Origin of the sequence: Micromonospora sp. CPCC 205539 (assembly GCF_036906815.1) — a bacterium.
Classification (GTDB): domain Bacteria; phylum Actinomycetota; class Actinomycetes; order Mycobacteriales; family Micromonosporaceae; genus Micromonospora.
This window is the reverse complement of the sequence record NZ_JBAKHW010000048.1, coordinates 1-19,747: the sequence shown is the minus strand read 5'-3', so window position 1 is coordinate 19,747 and position 19,747 is coordinate 1. Positions and strand designations below refer to the sequence as shown.

Sequence of the window (19,747 nt, the reverse complement as noted above, 5' to 3'; positions counted from 1 at the left end):
CCGTGGGCGATCTGGCCGCTGGTAGGTCACTACCAGCGGCCAGAGCGCGTCGGACCAGCTGACAGGGCGGCCGGCCACGGGTCGTGCACCCGAGGGTCGGTGAAGACTTCCGGACGAGCCCCCGACTGGTACGCCACCCGGAGTGGCCGCTACCTGGAGCTGTTGAGCCCTGCCGCCAGCGCGTCGGCGAACGACGTGTCCGCGGCCGTTCCACTCACCCCGAGCCGCCAGGTCCCCCCGGGAAGGTCGCCGAGAGGCAGCGACCGTCCGCCGGGCTGCCACAGCGGTTGCCACGCGGTGGTTCCGCTGGGGCGGTTGAACCACCGGTTGTCCTCGTTCCAGGCCGAACCGGTGCGGTACGCGGCCACCAACGTGGTCGTGTCGTCGGTGGCGAGCGTCCACCGGGTGAAGCCCGCCGCGTCGCCGTCCCTGTCCTGCTGGCCTGGGTCGCCGAGTCGGGGCAGGGCCGAATCCAGGCTCCAGGCGGCCTCCCAGACCGGCGCGGTGGTCTGGCCGGCCACGTGCCAGACGAAGCTGAGATCCGTGGTGGCCGTGGCGAACCGGAACCGCCAGTCGACGGTCACCGGCTCGTCGCCGAGGGGAATGCCGTTGAGGCTCAGGTCGGTGCCGTCGGCGGAGACGGTCACCTCCCGCGCGGCGCCCGCCACATCCGTCGGCCCGAAGGCGCCGACCGCGAGGTAGGGCGCCGTGGAGCGGGACGACGAGTCCGTGACCGGTCGGTACTCGCCATGTCCGGCGGGATCGGCCTCGTAGGAGACCAGTCGCGCCCGAGGTGCTGTCTGGACGACGGCACGGTAGTAGGGGGTGGTGACGACGCGGCCCTTCGTCACCACCGGCGTCCGCCAGCGCAGCGGTGCCAGCCAGAGTCCGCCCTGGCCCCAGCCGGCACCGGTGACGTACCAGTCGCCCGTGCCGGAATCGTCCTTGACCACCTCGGCGGCGTGCGCGTTGATCTGCCCCGCCAACTGGTCGACCGTGAAGTGGAAGGGGTCGTCGCTGCGGTACACCCGGGTGTCCTGGTACCCGCTCTCACAGCACACGAAGAGGTACCACGATCCGCCGTGCCGCACCACGAACGGCGATTCGGTCGGTCCACCGAAGGTGCCGGTGGCCGGGTGTTCGAAGGCGGTGTGCCGGGCGCCCCAGTGCACCAGGTCCCGGCTGGTGCGGTAGGCGACGATGTGGTTTCCACCCGCCGGCGTGCTGTTGGCGGTGTAGTACATCACCCACTGGCTGCCGACGCGGGTGACCATCGGGTCCCGGCCGTCGAAGCCATCGGTGAACAGGGGGTTCGCCGGGTGGCGGGTCCAGGTCGTGAGGTCCTTCGACGTGGCCAACTGCATCCGGTAGGCGGTGTGGTCCGCGGTGCCGCCCGCGTAGTACATGTAGTAGGTGCCACCGTGGAACAGGACGTACGGCGCCCAGATGTGGCTCTCGCCCGCGGCGGGGTCGGCCTCCAGCGCGAACGGCTGCTTTGTCCAGGGCCCGCTCGGCGACGGCGCCGTGGCGTGGCCGAAGAACCGCTCGTCGAGCGGGTTGGCGGGCTCGGCGTGGGTGATCGCGAAGACGTGCCACAGGCCGGTCCGGCGGTCGCGCACCATCGTGTGGTCGTTGTAGTACCAGCGCTCGTTCTCGCCGACGCTGGGGTCGTAGACCGGCACGAAGTCACCGGCGCCGACTACGACCGACCGGTTCTCGTACGGTTGATTGTCGATCGCGGGCGGATCGGCCGCCCGGGCCGCGACCGGTGTCGCGATCAGGCTCAGGGCGACCGCGACCAGCGCGGACAGCCGGCCAATGCGGGACGGTAGGCAGGACATAGCTCTCCTCCAGGGCTCGATGCGGGTTGCGGTGGCGACTCCCGGTCGCTGGATCGGTGCGGACCCGCCAGCCTCGGCGGCGGGCCCGCACCCGGGGGAGCTGTTACTGCTTGCCGCCGAGCTGGGTGTAGACCTGCGCAGCGTTCTCCTTGGTGATCTGCATCGTGCCGAGAGTGGTCGACTTCGGCACGTCCTTGCTGCAGTCGACGAGGACCTTCTTGGCCAGGTCGATCGCCTCGCGGCCGCCGGTGGCGTACTGGAACGTCGCCTGCAGGCGCCCCTGCTCGACCGCCTTGATGCCACCGGACGCGACGGGCAGGGCGTCGATGCCGGTGAACTTGATCGCCGTCTCCTTGCCGGCGGTCTTCGCCGCGAGGTACGCGCCCTCCGCCATCGGATCGTTGTGCGCGTAGACGGCGTCGATGTCCGGTTGGGCCTTGAGCATCGCGTCCATCACGCTCTGCCCCTTCTCCCGCAGCCACTCAGCGGTCTGGGTGGCAACGATCTCGATCTTCGGGTTGCTCGCGATGCCCTCCCGGAAGCCCTGAGCGCGCTCGGCGGCCGGAGTGGAGCCGGGCAGACCGGCGATCTCGACGACCTTGCCGCCCTGCGGCAGCAGCGTCTTGGCGTAGTACTCGCCCGCCGCCTTGCCGATCGCCACGTTGTCGCCGCCGATGAACGCGGTGTACGCGTCCCCCTCGACCTTGCGGTCGAGCACGATGACCGGGATCCCTTGGTCGTACGCCTTCTTGACCACGGCGGTGAGCGGCTTCGCCTCGTTCGGCGAGATGATCAACAGGTTCACCTTCTGGGAGAGGAAGTTCTCCACGTCGGCGACCTGCTTGCTGTTGTCCTGGGCCGCGTCCGAGACAACGACCTTGAAGCCGGGCACGGCCTTCGCCGCGGTGGTCACGTCGTCGTTCATGACCTGCCGGTACGGCTCGGCGTTGTTGGCCTGTGACATGCCGATCAGGAAATCCTTGCCGCTGCCGCACGCGGCCGAGGCGTCGCTACCACTGCCGCCGCCGCCCTTCTCGACGCTGCATCCCGTGGTGACCGCGAGCGCGGTCAGCGCCAGGACTGTGATGGCTCTGCGGGCGTAACGCATGTTTCCTCCAGGGTGGTGGTGGGTCAGGCGATGCGGGGGCGAAGCTTCTGCAACGCGGCGGCAGCAACGATGACCAGACCTTTGACGACCAGCTGCACGTTCGCGTCGATGTTGTTGAGGGCGAGGATGTTGTTCAGGATCCCGAGCAGCAGGGCGCCGGCGATCGTGCCGCCCATGGATCCACTGCCACCGGCGAGACTCGTCCCGCCGATGACCACGGCCGCGATCGCGTCCAGTTCGTAGCCGGCGCCGTCGTTCGGACTGCCCTGGTTGAGCTGACCGGCGTGGATGATTCCGGCCAGTGCGGCGAGCAGGCCGGAGATCGCGAAGACGGCGACCCGGACGCGCTGTACGGGCACGCCGGAGAGCCGGGCGGCCTTCTCGTTGCCGCCGATCGCGTAGACGTGCCGCGCGAAGGCGGTGCTGCGCAGCACCAGGAGCGCGCCGACGCCGATGGCCAGGAAGATCAGTGCCGGCACCGGCAGCACTCCGTTGATGGAGCCACTCAGCAGCGAGAAAGCCTCGGGGGCCTCCTGCGGCCCCTCGCCGTAGGCGATCGGGATGCCCAGCCCGCCAGACCACATCCGGGCGATGCCCCGAGCCGCTTGCAGACCGGCCAGGGTGACGATGAAGGACTGGATTCCGAGTCGGGCGACGATCGCGCCCTGGGTGGCCCCGAAGGCGGTGCCGATGAAGAGCACGATCAGGACCGTCGGCACGATGCCCAGGCCGCTGTCGACCATCAACGTGGCCGACCCGACCGCGGCGAGCCCGAGCACCGCCCCGACCGAGAGGTCGATGCCGCCGATCAGGATCACGAACGTCATCCCGACCGCGATGATGCCGATCTCCGATACCGCCCGGACGATGTTGGCCAGGTTCCCGGAGCTGAGGAACACGTTCTCGCCATTGCGCGCTGGCGAGACGGCGATCGCGATCAGGAAGACGGCGACGAGCCCGAACAGGCTCTGGAACCGGAAGAAGTTGTCGACGATCGCGTGCCGGTCCCTCGGCAGTCGGAACGATCGGCGGCGGGGCGGTGTCTCCGGCGGCGATGCGGCGACGGTGGCGGGGTTGGGCGCATTCATCGAGACTCCTTGACATCGTCCCCGTTGGCCGCGGCGAGGATGGCTTGTTGGGTGGCGGAGGCACGGGGCAGCACGGCCGCGGTGCGACCACGGTGCAGGACGACCACGCGGTCGCAGAGACTCAGCAGCTCCGGCAGCTCCGACGAGGCGAGCAGGATCGCCATGCCGGAGTCGGCGAGCCGGTGCAGCAGGTGGTAGATCTCGGCCTTGGCGCCGATGTCCACCCCCCGGGTCGGCTCGTCGAGCAGGAGTAGTCGTGGTCGCATCAGCAGTTGCTTGGCGAACACGACCTTCTGCTGGTTCCCGCCGGACAGCGTCGCCACGGGTATCGACGGTGACGCCGCCTTCACCGACAGGGTGGTGAGCTGTTCGGCCACCGTCCGGCGCACCCGCGAGCGGCGCACCAGCCCGAGCGTGGTCAGCGACGACAGTGCGGAGAGCACGACGTTGTCCGCGACGGAGTGCTCCAGCATCAGCCCCGCGCCGCGCCGGTCCTCGGGGACGAAGGCCACCCCGCGCGCCAGCGCCGCCCGGGGGCCACCCGGGCGGTACCGCTGGTCGCCGATCGTCACCTCGCCGGTGCGTCGGCCGGAGCCGCCCGCGCCGAACAACGTCTCCAAGAGTTCGGTACGGCCGGCGCCCATCAACCCGGCGAGGCCGACGATCTCCCCGGACCGCACGGTGAGGTCCACGCCGGCCGGTTCGGTCCGGCCGGGCACCGGCCGGCGCGGCGTCACGGCGAGTCCGCGTACGTCGAGGAGCACGTCACCGGGCTCGTTGCGCCCCTCGCCGAAGAGCGCGTCGACCGACCGGCCGACCATGAGCTGGATGATGTCGTCCCGGGAGGCGACCCGCGGGTCGACGGTGCCGGCGACGGTGCCGTTGCGCAGCACGGTCACCCGGTCGGCGATGAGCTCGATCTCCGCCATCCGGTGCGAGATGTAGACGATGCCGACTCCGGCTCGGCGCAGCTCGTCGATCGTCGCGAAGAGCCGTTCGACCTCGGCGTCGGCCAGTGCCGCGGTCGGTTCGTCCATGATCAGGACTCGGGCGCGCAGCGACAGGGCCCGGCCGATCTCGACCAACTGCTGCTCGCCGACGCGCAGCGAGCCCACGAGCCGGCGCGGATCGAGGTCCGCGCCGAGCGCCCGCAGGTGCGTCTCGGCCTGCCGACGCATCCTGCGGATGTCGACGGTGCCGAAACGGGTACGCGGCTCGCGCCCGAGGAACATGTTCTCCGCGATGGACAGGCCGGCCACCAGGTCCAGCTCCTGGTGGATGGTGGCGATGCCAGCGCGTTGGGCGTCGGCCGGGCCGGCGAAGTTCACCGGTTCCCCGTCCACCTCGATCGTGCCGTCGTGCTCGGTGATCACTCCGGAGAGCACGTTGATCAGCGTGGACTTGCCGGCCCCGTTCTCGCCGAGCAGCGCGTGCACCTCACCGGCGGTCACGGTGAGGTCGATGTCGCGGCAGGCGTGTACGCCGCCGAACCGCTTGCCGATGCCGGTCATCCGGACCAGCGGCCGATCTGTCATACGGCACCTCGTGGCTCGTCTGCGGGATCTGGGGGTGGGGCGGAGTCGGAGGCCGCGGGTCCGGCCTCCGACTCCGTCCGTGTCACGACGTGAGACGCGCCTCGATGTAATCGAGGCCGGCCAGGTATCCACTGGAGGCGGCGGCCTTGCCGGTCACCGTGAGGGTGAGCGTGTGCCGGCCCGCCGACAGCTCCCGCTGGCCGTAGTCCAGCGGGTCGCTGACGACGACGTCCGGCGAGTGGTACGCGTCGAACGCGGCACCGATGCCGGTGCCGTCGATCGCCACCGTGTTGGTGCCGTAGTCCCGGGCCAGCGTCTGCACCAGGCTGAGCTGGTAGGTGCCGGTCGTCGGCACCTCGAACGCCACGGTCACGCTCCGGTTCGGCGCGTCCGGCCGGAACCACAACTGCGCGCCGCGGGACCACTGGACGCCGCAGCAGTCGCCCTGCACGTCGGCAGGAGCATCGGCGACCACCGCGGGCAGCAGGGACTCGGCTTCGATCCGCAGGGTGGTGCCGGTGGTGGCCGACGCCGGTGCCGAGTAGGCACCGAGGTTGCCCGCGGCGTCGACCGCGCGGACCCGGTAGTACCAGGTTTCGCGCAGGCCCAGCCCGCTGTGCTCGAAGCTCGGCCGGGTCGTGACGCCCACCCGGTTGCCCGCACCGGGCGTGAACCCGGCCTGCCGCGAGGCGAACACCTCGTAGCTCGGCGCGTAGACGTCGTCGGCGGCCGGCCGCCACGTCAACGCCACCGAGTTCGTCGCGCCGCTGGTGGCGGTGAGCCCGACAGCCTGCGTCGGTCGGGTCCGGTCGACGAAGGGGGTGACCTCGCTGAGCACCGCGTACCGGGCCGCGGACCAGGCCGGGGAGCCGGCGGTCGGGGTCAACGTGACGGTCACCGTCGACCTGCCCTTGGTGAGCGCGGGCGGAAGCCGGAACTCGTCCTCCAGCCAGCGGTGCGAGCTGTTGGCCAGCGGCTGCGACCAGGTGCCGGCGCTGTGGCCGTCCACCCGGACGTCGACCGACTGGTGCCCGGCGGTCTGGTCGCCCACCCGGCGCAGCACCGCGCCGGTGTTGCCCGGGGCGAGGGCCACCCGGAACCGGACCGGCGTGGTCGAGGCGCGGGTGTCGTCGGTGACCGGTCGGGGCGCACCGTCGTCGCCCTCGTACGTGGCGGTGAGCACCTGACGCTCGCCGCCGGAGGTGTAGCCGTGCGCCGACTCGCTGGCCCGGTCGCCGACGTCGACGGTGTCCGTCCAGCGCTGCCCGACGGTGTCCTGCCCGTACCAGTAGGCGGTCGAGCCGTACCGGGCCGGATCCTGGTCACCCGGGCCGTGCTCGATGCCGAAGCGCAGGTCGGTGGAGAACGGCACCGCCTCGGCGAGCAGGAGCCGGTAGGCGCCGGTGCAGTCGTACTGGCAGCCGTAGTCGCTGACCTCGTGGGCCGGGTTGCCGTTGGTGGGCGCCGAGAACGTGCCGTGGTTGAAGTACCAGCCGCTCTCGTAGAAGTCCTCGGTTCCGGTGCCGTGGATGCTCGGGCTCTGCGCGCCGTCCACGTAGACGCGTTCGTCGCCCTCCAGGTAGTTGCGTTGGTTGCCCGCCGGGATGTGCCCCTCCATCGTGTGCGTGGCCCCGACGAACTTGCCGCGTCCGGCGACGTCGAGGAAGAGGTGATCGTCGCCGGGGGTGGTGTCGGCGGCCGTCGCGGTCGCCCGGAAGTAGCCGGCGGTGCCGGTCGAACGCAGCGCCGGTGCCCAGCGGGCCGAGCGTGCGGTGGTCACGGAGGCCGTCGACGAGGTGATCGGCACGGAGGAGCCGTTGCGCAGCTCGATGCTGAACCGTGACCGGTAGGGCATCGGCCACCAGGCGGACAGCGTCGAGGTCTCGGGGTCCACGCCGAACATCAGCGACCGCACCGGGTGTAGTCCGAGGCCGGTGCCGAAGAACTCGCCGAGCGGCGCGTCGACGGTGGTCTCGCCGTCGAAGGTGATGCGCAGTCGGCTGTCGCGCAGCACCGCGTCGGACGCCGCGATGGCAGCCTTGCGGTCCGGGTCGGCCGGGTAGCTCATGGTGTTGCTGCCCTGCCACGTCTGCGCGGTGATCCGGTAGCCGTGGGCGGTCTCGACGTCGGTGTGGGTCGGGCCGAGGTCGAGGGTGTCGGTCCGCTTGGCGACGCCGCCGACCAGGCTGTCGGCCCAGTAGGTGAACTCGTTGACGTCCACGTCCGAGGAGACGAACTGGTTCCGTACCGTGATCGTGGATTTGCCGGCCGTGGCGGTCGCCGGCAGCTCGACCGTCTGGTCGAGCCAGGTGCCGAAGGGCACCGGGTCGTTGGCCGGCCACTCGGCGACCGGTACGCCGTCGATGAGGACCTGCGCCCGCTGGTGCCCGATGTGCGGGTCCATTCGTCGGGTCAGCCGTACCCCGGTGTTGGCCGGGTCGACGGCCATCCGGAACTCGCTGCCGCCACCGGGACCGTAGGCGCGACCGTCGTCGGCGACCGGCGTCGGCGGGCCGACGAGCTGCGGGATCCGCAGGTGAAGTGCGCTGACAGCGCCGGGGCCGACGCCGCTGGCGAGGGTCACCGCGCCCTTGGCGGGGACGCTGAACGCCCGGTCGGCGGTGGTCGCGCCCGCTTCCGGGCGCTTCGGGTCGCGGGTGCCGGCGGCCTTGAGCTGGTCGATGACGTCCAACGCGCGGTCCGACGGGTCGAAGGTGCGCACTCCGTCGGCGGTGGTGAACTTGCGGTAGGTGACGTGGTAGAAGATCGGGTTCTTCTCGGTGGTCACCCGCATCGAGCTGCGGTAGGTCATGGGCGCCTTGATGTAGACGCCGCCGGAGCTCTGCGCCGCGTTGGCGACGACCGGGTAGACGAAGGGTGCGCCGAGCTTGCCGTCCACCACGTCCTGCAGGGGCGCGTCGAGCACGGTGACGCCGTCGAGGACCACCTTGATGGTGCCGGTGGCGGAGACGTTGCCCTCGTCGCGGGTGAACCAGATCGAGTCGATCTCACCTGCTCCGCTGGCCTCGGCGAGGACGCAGCCGTCGGCGCCGGTGCTCAGGCACGAGTACTGGCCGGAGAAGCCGTCGTCGTTGCCGCCGGCGCGGTCGAAGCTGGAGAACTGGTAGGCGCGCGGGCCGTCGGGGAGTTCGGCGAGGCGGTCGAGCCTGCGGTAGACGTCCCATCCGGTGGGTCCGTTGTCGGAGGGGGTGGGGGCGGCGGAGGCCGGCCCGGCTGGGCTGGCGAGGACGGTTCCGGCCAGCAGGGCCGCGGTGATCGCGGCGCGCAGCAGCCGGCGGGTGGGGGTTCGTGCGGGGGTGGTGGGTGTGGGGGTCATGAGCGCCTTCCACGTCGGTGGGTGGGGCGGGTTGCGGATCGCCGTCAGGGAATCGATTTCTCGCTGCAACAGCGACAGGGTAGGCACGCCTCCGCGCGGCGGTCAATCCTCGATCGCGACCGATGGGCGCCGCTGTTGACAGCGACCGCGCCGGCTTTTATCGTCCTCGATCAGAGCCGAGCAAACGATTTCTCCGCAGCGCGGGCAGCACCACCACCGCGGCGCTGGCGCGCGGCCGGGACGCTACGCCGGGGCGACCGTGCGCAGCCGGTCCGTAACTGCTCGTGCCGGAGAGGCGTATTCTCGTGAGGTTGAACGCCGAGGCGGTGGCAGGTCGCCCGCCGCCCATGGTCGACCGCGGCAGACCCGGCCGGCGACCGCATCCGTGCGGGCCGCCGGCACGAAACGCCGGTCACGGCTTCGTCACTACCCACCCGTAGGATGCCCGTCTCCGGCACCGGAGCGGGCTGGGTGGCCACGGCGCAGCGCAGCACCAGAGAAGTCGAGCGGATGGAGGCGAATGGCCACGATCTATGACGTGGCGCGGCAGGCTCAGGTCTCGCCCGCCACGGTGTCGCGGGTGCTCAACGGGCGGACCACCGTCGACCCGGTAATGGCCGCGCGGGTGCAGCAGGCCATGCAGGATCTCGACTACCGCCCCAACGCCGTCGCCCGCAACCTGCGCCTGAGTCAGACCAGCCTCTGGGCGGTCATCATCTCCGACATCGGAAACCCCTTCTTCACCTCGATGGTGCGCGGCGTCGAGGACGTCGCGCAGGGCGCCGGCTACTCGGTGGTCCTGTGCAACAGCGACGAGGACCCGGAGAAGGAGTCCCGGTACATCGCCGCGGCGCTGGCCGAGCGGATGGCGGGCGTCATCATCTCCACGTCGGGCCGACCGACCGTCATCAACCGGCTCGTCGAGGCGCGCATCCCGGTGGTGGCCATCGACCGTCAACTGCGCGGGGTCAACCTCGACACCGTGCTCGTCGACAACATGCACGGGGCCGAGCTGGCGACCACCCACCTGCTCGACAACGGCTACCAGCGGGTCGCCTGCATCACCGGGCCGCGCCGGATCTCCACCGCCGCCCAGCGGCTCCGCGGTTACCAGCGCGCGCTGCGCTCGCACGACCGGGAAGCGACCGACAATCTGGTGCGGTACGCGGACTTCCGCGAAGAAGGTGGCTACCGGGCCATGGCCTCGCTGCTGGACAGCGACACCCCACCGGACAGCGTCTTCGCGACGAACAACCTGATGACCGTCGGCGCCCTCGAATGCCTCGTCGACCGCGGGATCAAGGTGCCGGCCCAGTTCGGAGTGGTCGGGTTCGACGACATCCCCTGGGCCCACCTGGTCAGGCCATCGCTGAGCACCGTCTCCCAGCCGACGTACGACCTGGGGCGGGCGGCGGCGGTGCTGCTCACCGAACGGATCGCCAACCCGTCGCGGCCGCCGTCGACCGTCACCCTCAGCACGGGTCTCCAGGTGCGCGAGAGCTCCAGCCGCCCGAGCTGAACCTCCCCGCCGGCCCCGGTCCGCAGGGGCCGGCGGTCTCGTCGTCACTCACGTGCACCACCCGCGAACGTGCGGGCGCGACCGGTCCCCGCCGTCAGAGGTTGACGTCACCGCACAGGTGCACCCGGACACCGAGTTCGGCGAACATGGCCGCCTTCACCCGCAGCGCCTTGTCGGCGGTCGCCGCGTCCGGCGCGTAGGCGACGTTGACGTGGTTGGCCTTGTGCCGCGCCATGAGCTGGTCCCGGTCCACCCCGTGCAGGACGGCGTGCATGATCGGCCACTGCGGGTTGGTGGCGTCCAGCCGGCGCTGGGTCTCCTCGGCCGGCAGTTCGACGACGGTGGCGCGGCCCAGGTCCACGTGCAGGACGCCATCCATGATGAACACCCGGGACCAGACGATCTCCCCTGGCTTCGACACCCCGCTCAGGGTGCCCCCGCCCAGCGGGAAGAACATCGGCGGCTGGCGCATGCTGTACGACTTGTCGTAGCCACCGTTGTGCGACGCCGGCACCGAGCCGGAGATCTCGAACACCCAGACGAAGTCGTCGCCGTACTGCTCGCCCCACCGGATGTCGTGCAGCGTCGTCGCCGGGTCCAGGCCCATCGCCGTCCAGATCCGGTTGGTGACGAGCGAGTCGACCGCCACCCCCTCGTCGACCTCGTTGAAGTGCGGCAACGGCGCGCCCTCGTACAGCTCGCGGCTGCCGTCGCGGCTGAGCACCGGCGGCCGCTGGACGTTGTTCAGCAGACCCTCGGCGAGGTCACTGGCCGGGACGGTGTCCTTCAATCCCTGCTGGTACTGGATGCCCACGGCGTCCAAGCCGTAGTCGTCGGAGATGCGCAGGGCGGCGACGTACATCTTGAACTGGCTGAGCAGCTGCGCCTCGGTCAGCTCGCTGGCCTCGTCGGTGCCCAGGTGGAAGGTCATGCCGGCGTCGTCGAGCCACCGGCGGACCGCTCGGGCCTCCTCGTCGGGGACGCGTGCCATCTCGGCGACCAGCGCGCTCTGCGACAGCCGCTCCTTGTAGATGCCGAGCGGATTGATCAACTCGTCGTCGAAGATCGCGTTGTACATCCCCATGCAGCCCTCGTCGAAGACGCCGATGATGGCCTTCTCCGTCGCGAGCTGGCCGGCCAGGGACCGGCCCAGCGTCACCTCCGGGTCGTCGGGCAGGGCCGGCAGGTCACGGACGTGGCTGGTGTCGTGGGACAGTTCGCCGGTTTCGAGCCAGGTCCGCAGCCCGCCGATGGCCCACTCGTCGGTGAAGTTCCGGCTCCACAACGCGGAGTGCGGGATGCCCGCCTTGGTGAGGCTCGCGGTGAGGTTGAGCAGGCCGACCAGGCCGGGGAACTCGCCGCTCCAGTTCGCCACGATGAGGATCGGCCCCCGGTGGCTGCGCAGCCCGGCCAGGACGTGGTGGCTGTACTGCCAGACGGCCTCGACCACGATCAGGGGCGCGTCGGCGGGGATCTGCTTGAAGACCTCGATGCCCGCTCGCTGGCTGTCGATGAAGCCGTGTCCCTTGACGGCATCGACGCCGTGCCCGCGCTCGACCTTCCAGCCGAGCGCGTTGACCGCCACGGTGAGGTCGGCCTCCAGTTGCTGCTGGGTGGGCCAGCACGTGACGTTCGCGCTGGGTCGGAGATCGCCGCTGGCAACCGTGTAGACGGTGCCGGGTGCCGCCGACGGCGGATTGGCGAGCACGGGCAGCGTGTAGGTGGTCATGGGGCGACTCCTTCGGTGCGTTGCTCTTCGCTGGCGTCCGCTCGGGCGGCGGCCAGGAAACGGACCTGACGTGCAGCGAGCGCGTGAGCGACCCGCTTGGAACTCGTGTACAGCTCGCGGTACAGCCCGTACAGCTCGTCGTAGTCGGCGGTGAACTCGGGCCGTGGCTCGCAGACCTCGATGACCGGGTTCCACGCCTCGATCGAGACGGTCCACCGTGTCTGCGCGGCCAGGAACGCCGCGCCGTAGCTGGCGCCGATGGTCTGCGCGGGGATCACCTGGGCGCGGCCGGTGACGTCGGAGACGATCTGCGTCCAGAGCCCGCCCCGGGTGCCTCCGCCGACCGCGACGATGCGCCGGATGTCACCGCCGCTCGCCTCGATGGTCTCGATGTTGTGGCGTACGCCGAGGCCTGTCGCCTCGAGCGCGGCCCGGTAGAGGTCGCCGCGGTCGTGCGAGATGGTGAGGCCGGCGAGGATGCCCCGGGCCTGCGGATCCAGGATCGGCGTCCGTTCACCGGCGAAGTACGGCAGCATGAGCAGCCCTCGGGCCCCCGGGCCCGAGGCCTCGGCGAGGCCGAGCAGCTCGGGATAGTCCGGCGAGCCGAACAGCTCGCGCAGCCACGCCGTGATCGCTCCGGACGTCGCCAGGCCACCTGCGAGGTTGCGGGTCCCGGGCAGGGCGCCAACGGTCCCCCAGAGCGCCGGATCGGTGGCCCGGGCCGCGACCGTGTGGACCAGGAACATCGTCGTGCCGTACATCAGCATGAGGTCACCGACACCCTGGGCGCCGACGCTGATCGCCTCCGACCAGGCGTCGATGGTCCCGGTGATCACGGGTACGCCCGGCGGGAGTCCGGTCGCCGCTGCCGCCTCCGCCGTCACCCGGCCCGCCACGTCACCGGGCCAACGCAGCGGAGGCAGGACCAGCCCGGGGGCGATCTCGGCGGCCCACGGGTGGTACCAGTCGTGGCGGTCGGTGTCGTACAGCGGCGTGCACTGGCTCGCCGAGTGGTGGTCCAGCACGTACTCGCCGGTGAGCTGGACGGCAAGCCACGAACTGGGCATGAACAGTCGACGGGCGCGCTGGTAGAGGGCCGGCTCGTGCTCGGCGACCCAGGCCACCTTCGCGCCGGCCGCCTGAGTGGACAGGGCCGAGCCGCACCGACGCAGGATCTCGTCCGCGCCGAACCGCTCGGTGAGCCGGGCGATCTGATCGGTCGAGCGGGTGTCGACGCCGTACAGGATGGCCGGGCGGAGCGGGACGTTCGCGGCGTCGGTGAGCAGGACGCAGGGGCCCATGCCGCTCACGCCGACCGCGACGACCTCGGTGTCGCCGGGTGCCAGCAGCTCGCGGGTGAGCGCGACGAACTCCTGCCACCAGACGTCGGCGTCCATCTCGACCCAGCCAGGCCGTGGCCTGCTCACCTCGTGCGCCCGGGTGGACGACCGCAGGACGCGGCCGTCGATGTCGACGAGCACGCCCTTGCTGCTCGATGTGCCGATGTCCACGCCGAGGACAGCCGCGACCTTCATGGCGCCACTGTTCCAGCAATCGATTTCCGAATCAAGGCCGAGCGCTCACGTTTCTCTGTCCCGGCCCCGGACCGGTGCCCGATGACCGGGCTGGTGGACGCCGTCGCCACCGTTGCGGCAGGATTCGCGAGGTGCTCGCACCGATTCCGCGCCGAGCTGGCGCTGCCGCGACGCTGACCGTCGTCCTGCTGGCCGGTTGTGGCACCCCGCCGCAGCCCGACACCGCCGCACCCGCCGCCAGCGCCTCCGTCTCCGGCACGCCGACGTCACACAGCGCCCTGCCGCCCGAGGCGTCGCCCACCCCGTCCGCGCAGACCGCCATCGGCGCCCGCCCCCGCCCGTCCGCGGCCGGCTGCGCCGTGTTCCCGGCCAACAACGTGTGGCACGCCGATGTCTCCCGGCTCCCCGTGCACCCGCGCTCCGCGGCCATCATCGCCAACATCGGGCCAACCGCCGCCGTGCACGCCGACTTCGGAGCCGGCACGTGGCAGGGCGCGCCGATCGGCATCCCGATCACCGTCGTCGGGTCCGGGCAGCGGCGGGTGCCGATCACCTTCTCCTACGGCGACGAGAGCGACCCCGGGCCCTATCCGATCCCGCCGGACGCAGCGGTCGAGGGCGGTCCGCGCGGCGACGGTGACCGGCACGTCATCGTCTGGGACCGTGACGCGTGCCGCGCGTACGAACTCTTCGACGCCCATCCCGCAGGCGCAGGCTGGCGAGCGGGCTCCGGGGCGGTCTTCGACCTGCGCTCCAACCGCATGCGGCAGGCCGGATGGACCTCCGCCGACGCTGCCGGGCTCTCGATCCTCGGTGGTCTGGTCCGCTACGACGAGGTGGCCGCCGGGCGCGTCGACCACGCGATCCGGGTCACCGTTCCGCGTACCCGCAGTGGTTGGACCTGGCCTGCGTCGCACTCCGCATCCGGCAACAGCGAGCCGTCGTTGCCGCAATTGGGTCAGCGACTGCGCCTCAAGCGCACAGTCGACGTCGCGCGGCTGCCTCGACAGGCCAGGGTCGTGGCCGAAGCGATGCAGCGGTACGGCGTCATCGTCGCCGACCACGGCTCGGCGTGGTTCGTCTCGGGCGCGCCGGACAAGCGCTGGGACAACGACGCCCTGCACTCGCTGGGCGGTCTGCGCGGCACCGACTTCGAGGTGGTCGACTCTGCCGGGCTGATGGTGAGCCGCACCTCCGCCGCGACCCGCTGACCGCGCTGATCGCCGGGCGCACGCCCGCCGGAAAACCGGCTGACGGTACGCCCGGCGCCATCACCCGTCAGCGGCCCTGCAGGCGCTTCACGTTGTCGCCGAAGGTCCACCCCTTCGACCCGTCCCAGTTCGCCGACCAGGTCATCAGGCCCTTGAGGCCGGGCACCGAGTTCCATGCCTGCGTGACCAGCGACGTCGACATGTAGCCGCCGCCCGCCCCGTTCTGCGCGGGCAGGCCCGGAACCTGCTTGTCGTACGGCACGCGGATCGTGGTGCCCTGGATGGTGAGGCCGTTGTTCAGGCACTGCGTCTGCACCGTGAAACCTTGCACGGTGCCCGCCGGGTACGAGTCGCCGGCGCAGCCGTACATGCTGCCGTTGTAGTACTGCATGTTCAGCCACCAGAGCCGGCCGTTGTCCACGTACTTCTTGATGATCGGCAGGTACGAGCCCCAGATCGAGCCGTAGACCACGCTGCCGCCGGTGACGTAGGCCGTCTCCGGTGCCATGGTCAGGCCGAAGTTCGACGGCATCCGAGCCAGCACGCCGTCGATGATCCGGATCAGGTTGGCCTGCGACGTCGACAGGGTGTTGATGTTTCCGCTGCCGGTCAGGCCGGTCTCGATGTCGATGTCGATGCCGTCGAAGTGGTAGGCCGTCAGGATCGGCACGATCGTCGCGACGAACCGGTCGGCGACCGCGGCGGAGCTCAGGTCGATGCCCGCGGCGGCCCCGCCGATCGACATCAGGATGGTGGCACCGGCCGCTTTGGCCTGGCACATCTCGGCCGGGGTGGCCACCTTCACGCCAGCGTCCATGCCGTTCTCCCAGAGGACCGTGCCGTCCGAGCGGATCACCGGGAACGCCGCGTTGATCACGTTGTAGCCGTGCTGGTTGAGCCGGCTGTCGGTGATCGGGATCCAGCCGAGTCCGGGGTGTACGCCGTTGGATGCGCCGTCCCAGTTCTCCCAGTAGCCCTGCAAGACCTTGCCGGCGGGCCGCGACTTCACCGCGCAGGTCTCACCGGTGGGCGGCGGCGTGGTCGGGGGAGGTATGGTCGGTGGCGGCGGGGTCGTCGGTGGTGGCGTGGTGGGCGGCGGAGTGCTTCCCGAGCACGCGCCCAGGTCACGCCACAGCGATGGGGTCGCTGCGGGGTTCCAGCCGGCGCCGGGGTGCGCGGTGTGGGTGACCAGAGCCTGGTAGAGCCGGCCGCCGTAGGTGACCTGGGCACCCGCCTGGTAGGTGGTGCCCTCGGCCCAGGCTGGGGCGGTGCAGGCGACCATCGCAACGGCGTCCGCCGAGGACACGGCCGCCATGCTGCTGGGGACGAAGGCGACGGCGGCCGTGACGGTCATCGCCGCCCCCGCTACCACTGCGAAAATCCGACGGCTTCTCATGGCTCACTCCCCAGGCATCGACGACCCGCGACCTCCACATATTGACGTTCATCAAGTTTAATATCAAGGGTTGTTTACAGATTCCAGGAAGTTGGGGGATCGCAGCGCCACGACCAGCAGGAACACCACACCGAACCCCGGGCCCCTCGTGGAGCGGTAGGTGCCTGGTGCACCCCTGCCGTAATCTCACCCTGGTCGAGGTTGTTGTTCAGCGCGTGAACGGTACTGGCCCGGTGTGGCGAGGCCGACGCCGTCGCACCCGCCGAATCGGTCCGCGGATGGTCGGCCCACACCACCCGGGACTGGACCGTCCTGCGGCTCCCCGGCGGTCACTTCTTTCCCCGGTCACTTCTCTCTCCGTGAGCGGGTCGAGCGGGTCGGTGCGGTCGTGCTCCACGGGCTGGATCCCGGCTGACGCCCTGCCCTTTCCAGCCCCTTCCCGACAGGAGGATCCGTGCACGAGGACTCACTACCGAAGCCGAGCACCGAGGCGGTCGCCGAGTGGCAGCCTCCCACCCTGTTGCCCTTCCACTGGCACGTCTACGACGTCGGCTCGGTGCTGCCCGCAGGCTGGGATACCGAGCTGCTGGACCTGGCGCACCGCAAGGCGACCCGACACCGCTTCCGTCCCACCATGAGCACCGCCCGGGAGGCGCCGGACGTCGAGATCCCGCTGGAGACGGTGAGCGGCGAGGTGCTGCGCCGGGAGGCGCCCTGGCTCCACGAGCTGTATGGCGGGTGGTTCCGTGATCTGGCCGGCCGGATGACCGACGAGGAACTGCACACCACCAGCACGCTCAACCGGGCGCTGAGCTTGAACATCTTGCGCGGTGACGGCGAGCGATATCCGTGCCACGTGGACAGCAACCCGATGCAGGGCCTGCTCTACCTGACCGACATGTCTGAGGAGACCGGCGGCGGCCTGGTGGTGGCCCGAGACCGCGCCGCGCGCGATGTCGACGACGTGAACGCCGACTGCGGCGTCATCTACCCCAGACGCGGGCAGCTCTACTTCTTCGACGCCCGGGCGCACGCCCACTACGTGGAACCGATGCGGCGCGACGACGCCCTGCGCGCTGTCGTGACCATGAACTACTACTCCCCGTCCTGCCCGGAGACAGTCCGGCCGGCCGGCCTGGACGAGCAGCTCTTCAGCATGTGATCCCGAAGTGTCGTCCCACACGACGTCGCCAGCCCGTTCGCGCCTCCACCGATGAGCGGATGGCAGGGAGCGCCGCGAGTATCGACGGTCTCGTCGCACGCAATGAACTGCCCGGGCGACCTCCTGTCGTAACAGCGCCTAAACGCCTGAGTCGCCCGATCACGACGGGACGCCGCCGCGCCGGCCGGCTACGCCGTCCAGTCGCGCCGCAGCAGACCGTAGATCACCATGTCTACGAAGTCGTCGCCGTCGTACTCGCGTTCCCGCTGAGTGCCTTCGTGCCTGAAGCCGCAGTTCTCCGCAGTCCGCCGCATGGCCATGTTGCTGGCCGACGTTTCCAACTCCAGACGGCGTAGGTTGCGGTTGCGGAAGCCGTACCGGCAGAGCAGCCGGATCACCTCGGTCCCGTACCCCTGGCCACGCGCCTCGGGTAGCAGCGAGATACCGAGGTGGGCGTACTGATTGAAGACGTTGATCCCCCAGAGTGCGCCGCCACCGAGGAAAGTGCCGTCGGCCACGGTTTCGGCCAGCAGCGACACCATGGTCTGGCCGTCGGGCGGCTCGGTGACCTGTTTCTCGAGCCGGGCCCTGACTTGGCCGACGTGGCGTGGCACGAACGGCTCTCCGTCTGTGATCAGGTGCAACTCGGGATCACCGTGCACACGGAACATGTTCGGCGCGTCGTCGGGCGTGGGTGGACGCAGTCGGACCCGATCGGTGGCGAACATGCCGCGACGCTAGCACCGACGGCGGCGCGAGGGCGGACAGCTCGACGGTACGCGCGCCTCGCTTGCTGGGGGGCTGGGCCCGCGGCTCGGTTTCCAGATCGACAACGCGTGTTGTTAGAGACCCTACGAAGCACCAGCGGCCGGCGTCTGCCTGACCGAGCACCTCGCGGCACAACGGCTCGCTCCGTCGTCTTGACGTCGCGGGGGCCTGAGCGCCGGGTAGGGATGGTCTGCGGTGCGGGTTTCGCGGAGGGTGTAGCGGTGCCGGGCGGCGCGTAGCGCCGCCCGGCCCTCGGGCTCAGGCAAACGAGGACTGCGGCCAGTCGTTACTTGAGGATCTCCAGTAGCCGCTTTCCCAGGACTGCGGCGGAGTGCGGATTCTGTCCGGTGACGAGGTTGCGGTCCTCGACCATGTACGGCTCCCAGATCGGGCCGCGGCTGAACTGCACGCCGACTTTCTCCTTCAGGTCCGTCTCGAGCAGCCATGTCGCCCTGGGGGCCAGCCCGACGGCCTCCTCCTCCTCATTGGTGAAGCCGGTGACCTTGTAGCCCTTGAAGGGTGAAACGCCGTGGATCCTGGTGGCGAGCATGGCTGCGGGCGCGTGGCAGACGATCGCCAGCGGGTTGCCCGATTCGAGCTGGGCGGTCAGCAGCCGGCCCGCGTCGGCATCGAACGCAAGGTCGGACATCGGGCCGTGGCCGCCGGGCAGGTAGACCGCGTCGTAGTCCTCCAGGCGGACGTCGGACAGCTTGAGCGGCCGCCGCATGACCTCCGCATCCCGGATGATCGCTTCCAGATCCAGGGCTTCCTGCTCACCGCCCACCATCGCCGGGCGCAGGCTCATCATGTCGACGTTCGGGGTGGTGCCTCCCGGCGTCGCAACCACGACCTCATGGCCGGCATCGGTAAGCAACTTGTACGGGTTCGCGAACTCCTCGGCCCAATATCCGGTCGGGTACCTGCTGCCGTCCTTGAGCACCCAGTACGTCGCTCCGCTCACTATGAACAGGACTTTCGCCATCGCTCAATCGCCTCCCCATCCCATTTGGCGTGATTGATGGGAGTAGCCATTTTCAGCCTAGATACGCGTCCTGGAACTCTTCTTCGAGCTGGCCTTCGTTGTGGCCCTCACCCGGGTCTCGCACCGATTCACCGACCTGACCGATGACACTGGCTGGGCGCACGTCGCAGGGTTCGGTCGTACCCTGCTGCTCTTCCTGGCGCTCCGGCTGATCTGGTCGCACACGACCCGGATTACCAGTCGCTACCGCCCCGCCGGTGGGGGAGGGCCTCTCCTTGCGGTCAGTGCTGTGCCGCGAACATGTCTTCGATCGCCTTGATGACGAGGTCGGGGCGATCTGTCGGGATCTCGTGGGAGGTGCCCTTGGCGGTGACGAGCTTGCGGTTGGGGGCTTCCTTGACGAACGGTGCGGGACATGAGGATCGATCCTTCGACGGAAGAGGGTGGTGGGCTCAACCGGTGGTTGCAACACCCTTCCATGATCTTCGTTGGGGTGGTTGTGGCGTCGAGGTTGAGCCCGCTGGAGCGGGAGCAGA

The 19,747-nt window shown here is 70.3% G+C and carries 14 protein-coding genes; 4 read left to right on the top strand and 10 right to left on the bottom strand.

The genetic code is table 11. The annotated features are described in order from the left end of the window. Positions 1-149: 149 nt before the first annotated feature. From V6V47_RS28500 to V6V47_RS28480, 5 genes are all read right to left on the bottom strand, one after another. Complete coding sequence (locus tag V6V47_RS28500; protein ID WP_334631476.1) at positions 150-1,841, bottom strand: family 43 glycosylhydrolase; 1,692 nt, start codon at positions 1,839-1,841, stop codon at positions 150-152. A 103-nt stretch (positions 1,842-1,944) separates the two neighbouring features. Next, the gene (locus V6V47_RS28495) at positions 1,945-2,949 is read right to left on the bottom strand and encodes a substrate-binding domain-containing protein (protein ID WP_334631475.1); all 1,005 of its coding nucleotides are present in this window, start codon (positions 2,947-2,949) and stop codon (positions 1,945-1,947) included. A gap of 23 nt (positions 2,950-2,972) precedes the next feature. Continuing rightward, positions 2,973-4,037: an ABC transporter permease gene (locus V6V47_RS28490; protein ID WP_334631473.1), complete on the bottom strand. Its 1,065-nt coding sequence runs from the start codon at positions 4,035-4,037 to the stop codon at positions 2,973-2,975. Further along, positions 4,034-5,572, bottom strand: a complete 1,539-nt coding sequence (locus tag V6V47_RS28485; protein WP_334631472.1) for a sugar ABC transporter ATP-binding protein — start codon at positions 5,570-5,572, stop codon at positions 4,034-4,036. Before V6V47_RS28485 ends, V6V47_RS28490 begins: the two co-directional genes overlap by 4 nt. 82 nt (positions 5,573-5,654) lie before the next feature. Further along, a complete protein-coding gene (locus V6V47_RS28480; protein WP_334631470.1) occupies positions 5,655-8,909 on the bottom strand; it encodes a DUF2961 domain-containing protein in 3,255 nt (1,084 codons plus the stop codon). 520 nt (positions 8,910-9,429) lie between these two features. On the opposite strand from V6V47_RS28480, the gene V6V47_RS28475 reads away from it, so the two are divergent. Continuing rightward, positions 9,430-10,428, top strand: coding sequence for a LacI family DNA-binding transcriptional regulator (locus V6V47_RS28475; protein ID WP_334631468.1), 999 nt, complete (start codon positions 9,430-9,432; stop codon positions 10,426-10,428). A gap of 94 nt (positions 10,429-10,522) precedes the next feature. Here V6V47_RS28475 and V6V47_RS28470 read toward each other — a convergent pair whose 3' ends face one another. Both V6V47_RS28470 and V6V47_RS28465 read right to left on the bottom strand, forming a co-directional pair. Then, entirely contained in the window at positions 10,523-12,157 is a 1,635-nt protein-coding gene (locus tag V6V47_RS28470; RefSeq protein ID WP_334631466.1) for a fucose isomerase, read from the bottom strand. Then, positions 12,154-13,692, bottom strand: coding sequence for an FGGY-family carbohydrate kinase (locus tag V6V47_RS28465; protein ID WP_334631464.1), 1,539 nt, complete (start codon positions 13,690-13,692; stop codon positions 12,154-12,156). The genes V6V47_RS28470 and V6V47_RS28465 overlap by 4 nt, the downstream gene beginning before the upstream one ends. 131 nt (positions 13,693-13,823) lie before the next feature. On the opposite strand from V6V47_RS28465, the gene V6V47_RS28460 reads away from it, so the two are divergent. Next, positions 13,824-14,903, top strand: a complete 1,080-nt coding sequence (locus V6V47_RS28460; protein ID WP_334631463.1) for a hypothetical protein — start codon at positions 13,824-13,826, stop codon at positions 14,901-14,903. 67 nt (positions 14,904-14,970) lie between these two features. Here V6V47_RS28460 and V6V47_RS28455 read toward each other — a convergent pair whose 3' ends face one another. After that, positions 14,971-16,218, bottom strand: coding sequence for a carbohydrate-binding protein (locus V6V47_RS28455; RefSeq protein ID WP_442934318.1), 1,248 nt, complete (start codon positions 16,216-16,218; stop codon positions 14,971-14,973). A gap of 535 nt (positions 16,219-16,753) precedes the next feature. On the opposite strand from V6V47_RS28455, the gene V6V47_RS28450 reads away from it, so the two are divergent. Continuing rightward, positions 16,754-17,461: a 2OG-Fe(II) oxygenase gene (locus V6V47_RS28450; protein WP_334631459.1), complete on the top strand. Its 708-nt coding sequence runs from the start codon at positions 16,754-16,756 to the stop codon at positions 17,459-17,461. 188 nt (positions 17,462-17,649) lie between these two features. Here V6V47_RS28450 and V6V47_RS28445 read toward each other — a convergent pair whose 3' ends face one another. Both V6V47_RS28445 and V6V47_RS28440 read right to left on the bottom strand, forming a co-directional pair. Then, a complete protein-coding gene (locus V6V47_RS28445) occupies positions 17,650-18,189 on the bottom strand; it encodes a GNAT family N-acetyltransferase (RefSeq protein ID WP_334631457.1) in 540 nt (179 codons plus the stop codon). Positions 18,190-18,515: 326 nt separating this feature from the next. Continuing rightward, positions 18,516-19,211 carry a type 1 glutamine amidotransferase domain-containing protein gene (locus V6V47_RS28440; protein WP_334631455.1) on the bottom strand — a complete coding sequence of 232 codons (696 nt, stop codon included), beginning with the start codon at positions 19,209-19,211 and terminating at the stop codon, positions 18,516-18,518. Between the two features lie 61 nt (positions 19,212-19,272). On the opposite strand from V6V47_RS28440, the gene V6V47_RS28435 reads away from it, so the two are divergent. Beyond that, positions 19,273-19,530, top strand: coding sequence for a low temperature requirement protein A (locus V6V47_RS28435; RefSeq protein ID WP_334631500.1), 258 nt, complete (start codon positions 19,273-19,275; stop codon positions 19,528-19,530). Positions 19,531-19,747: the final 217 nt, after the last annotated feature.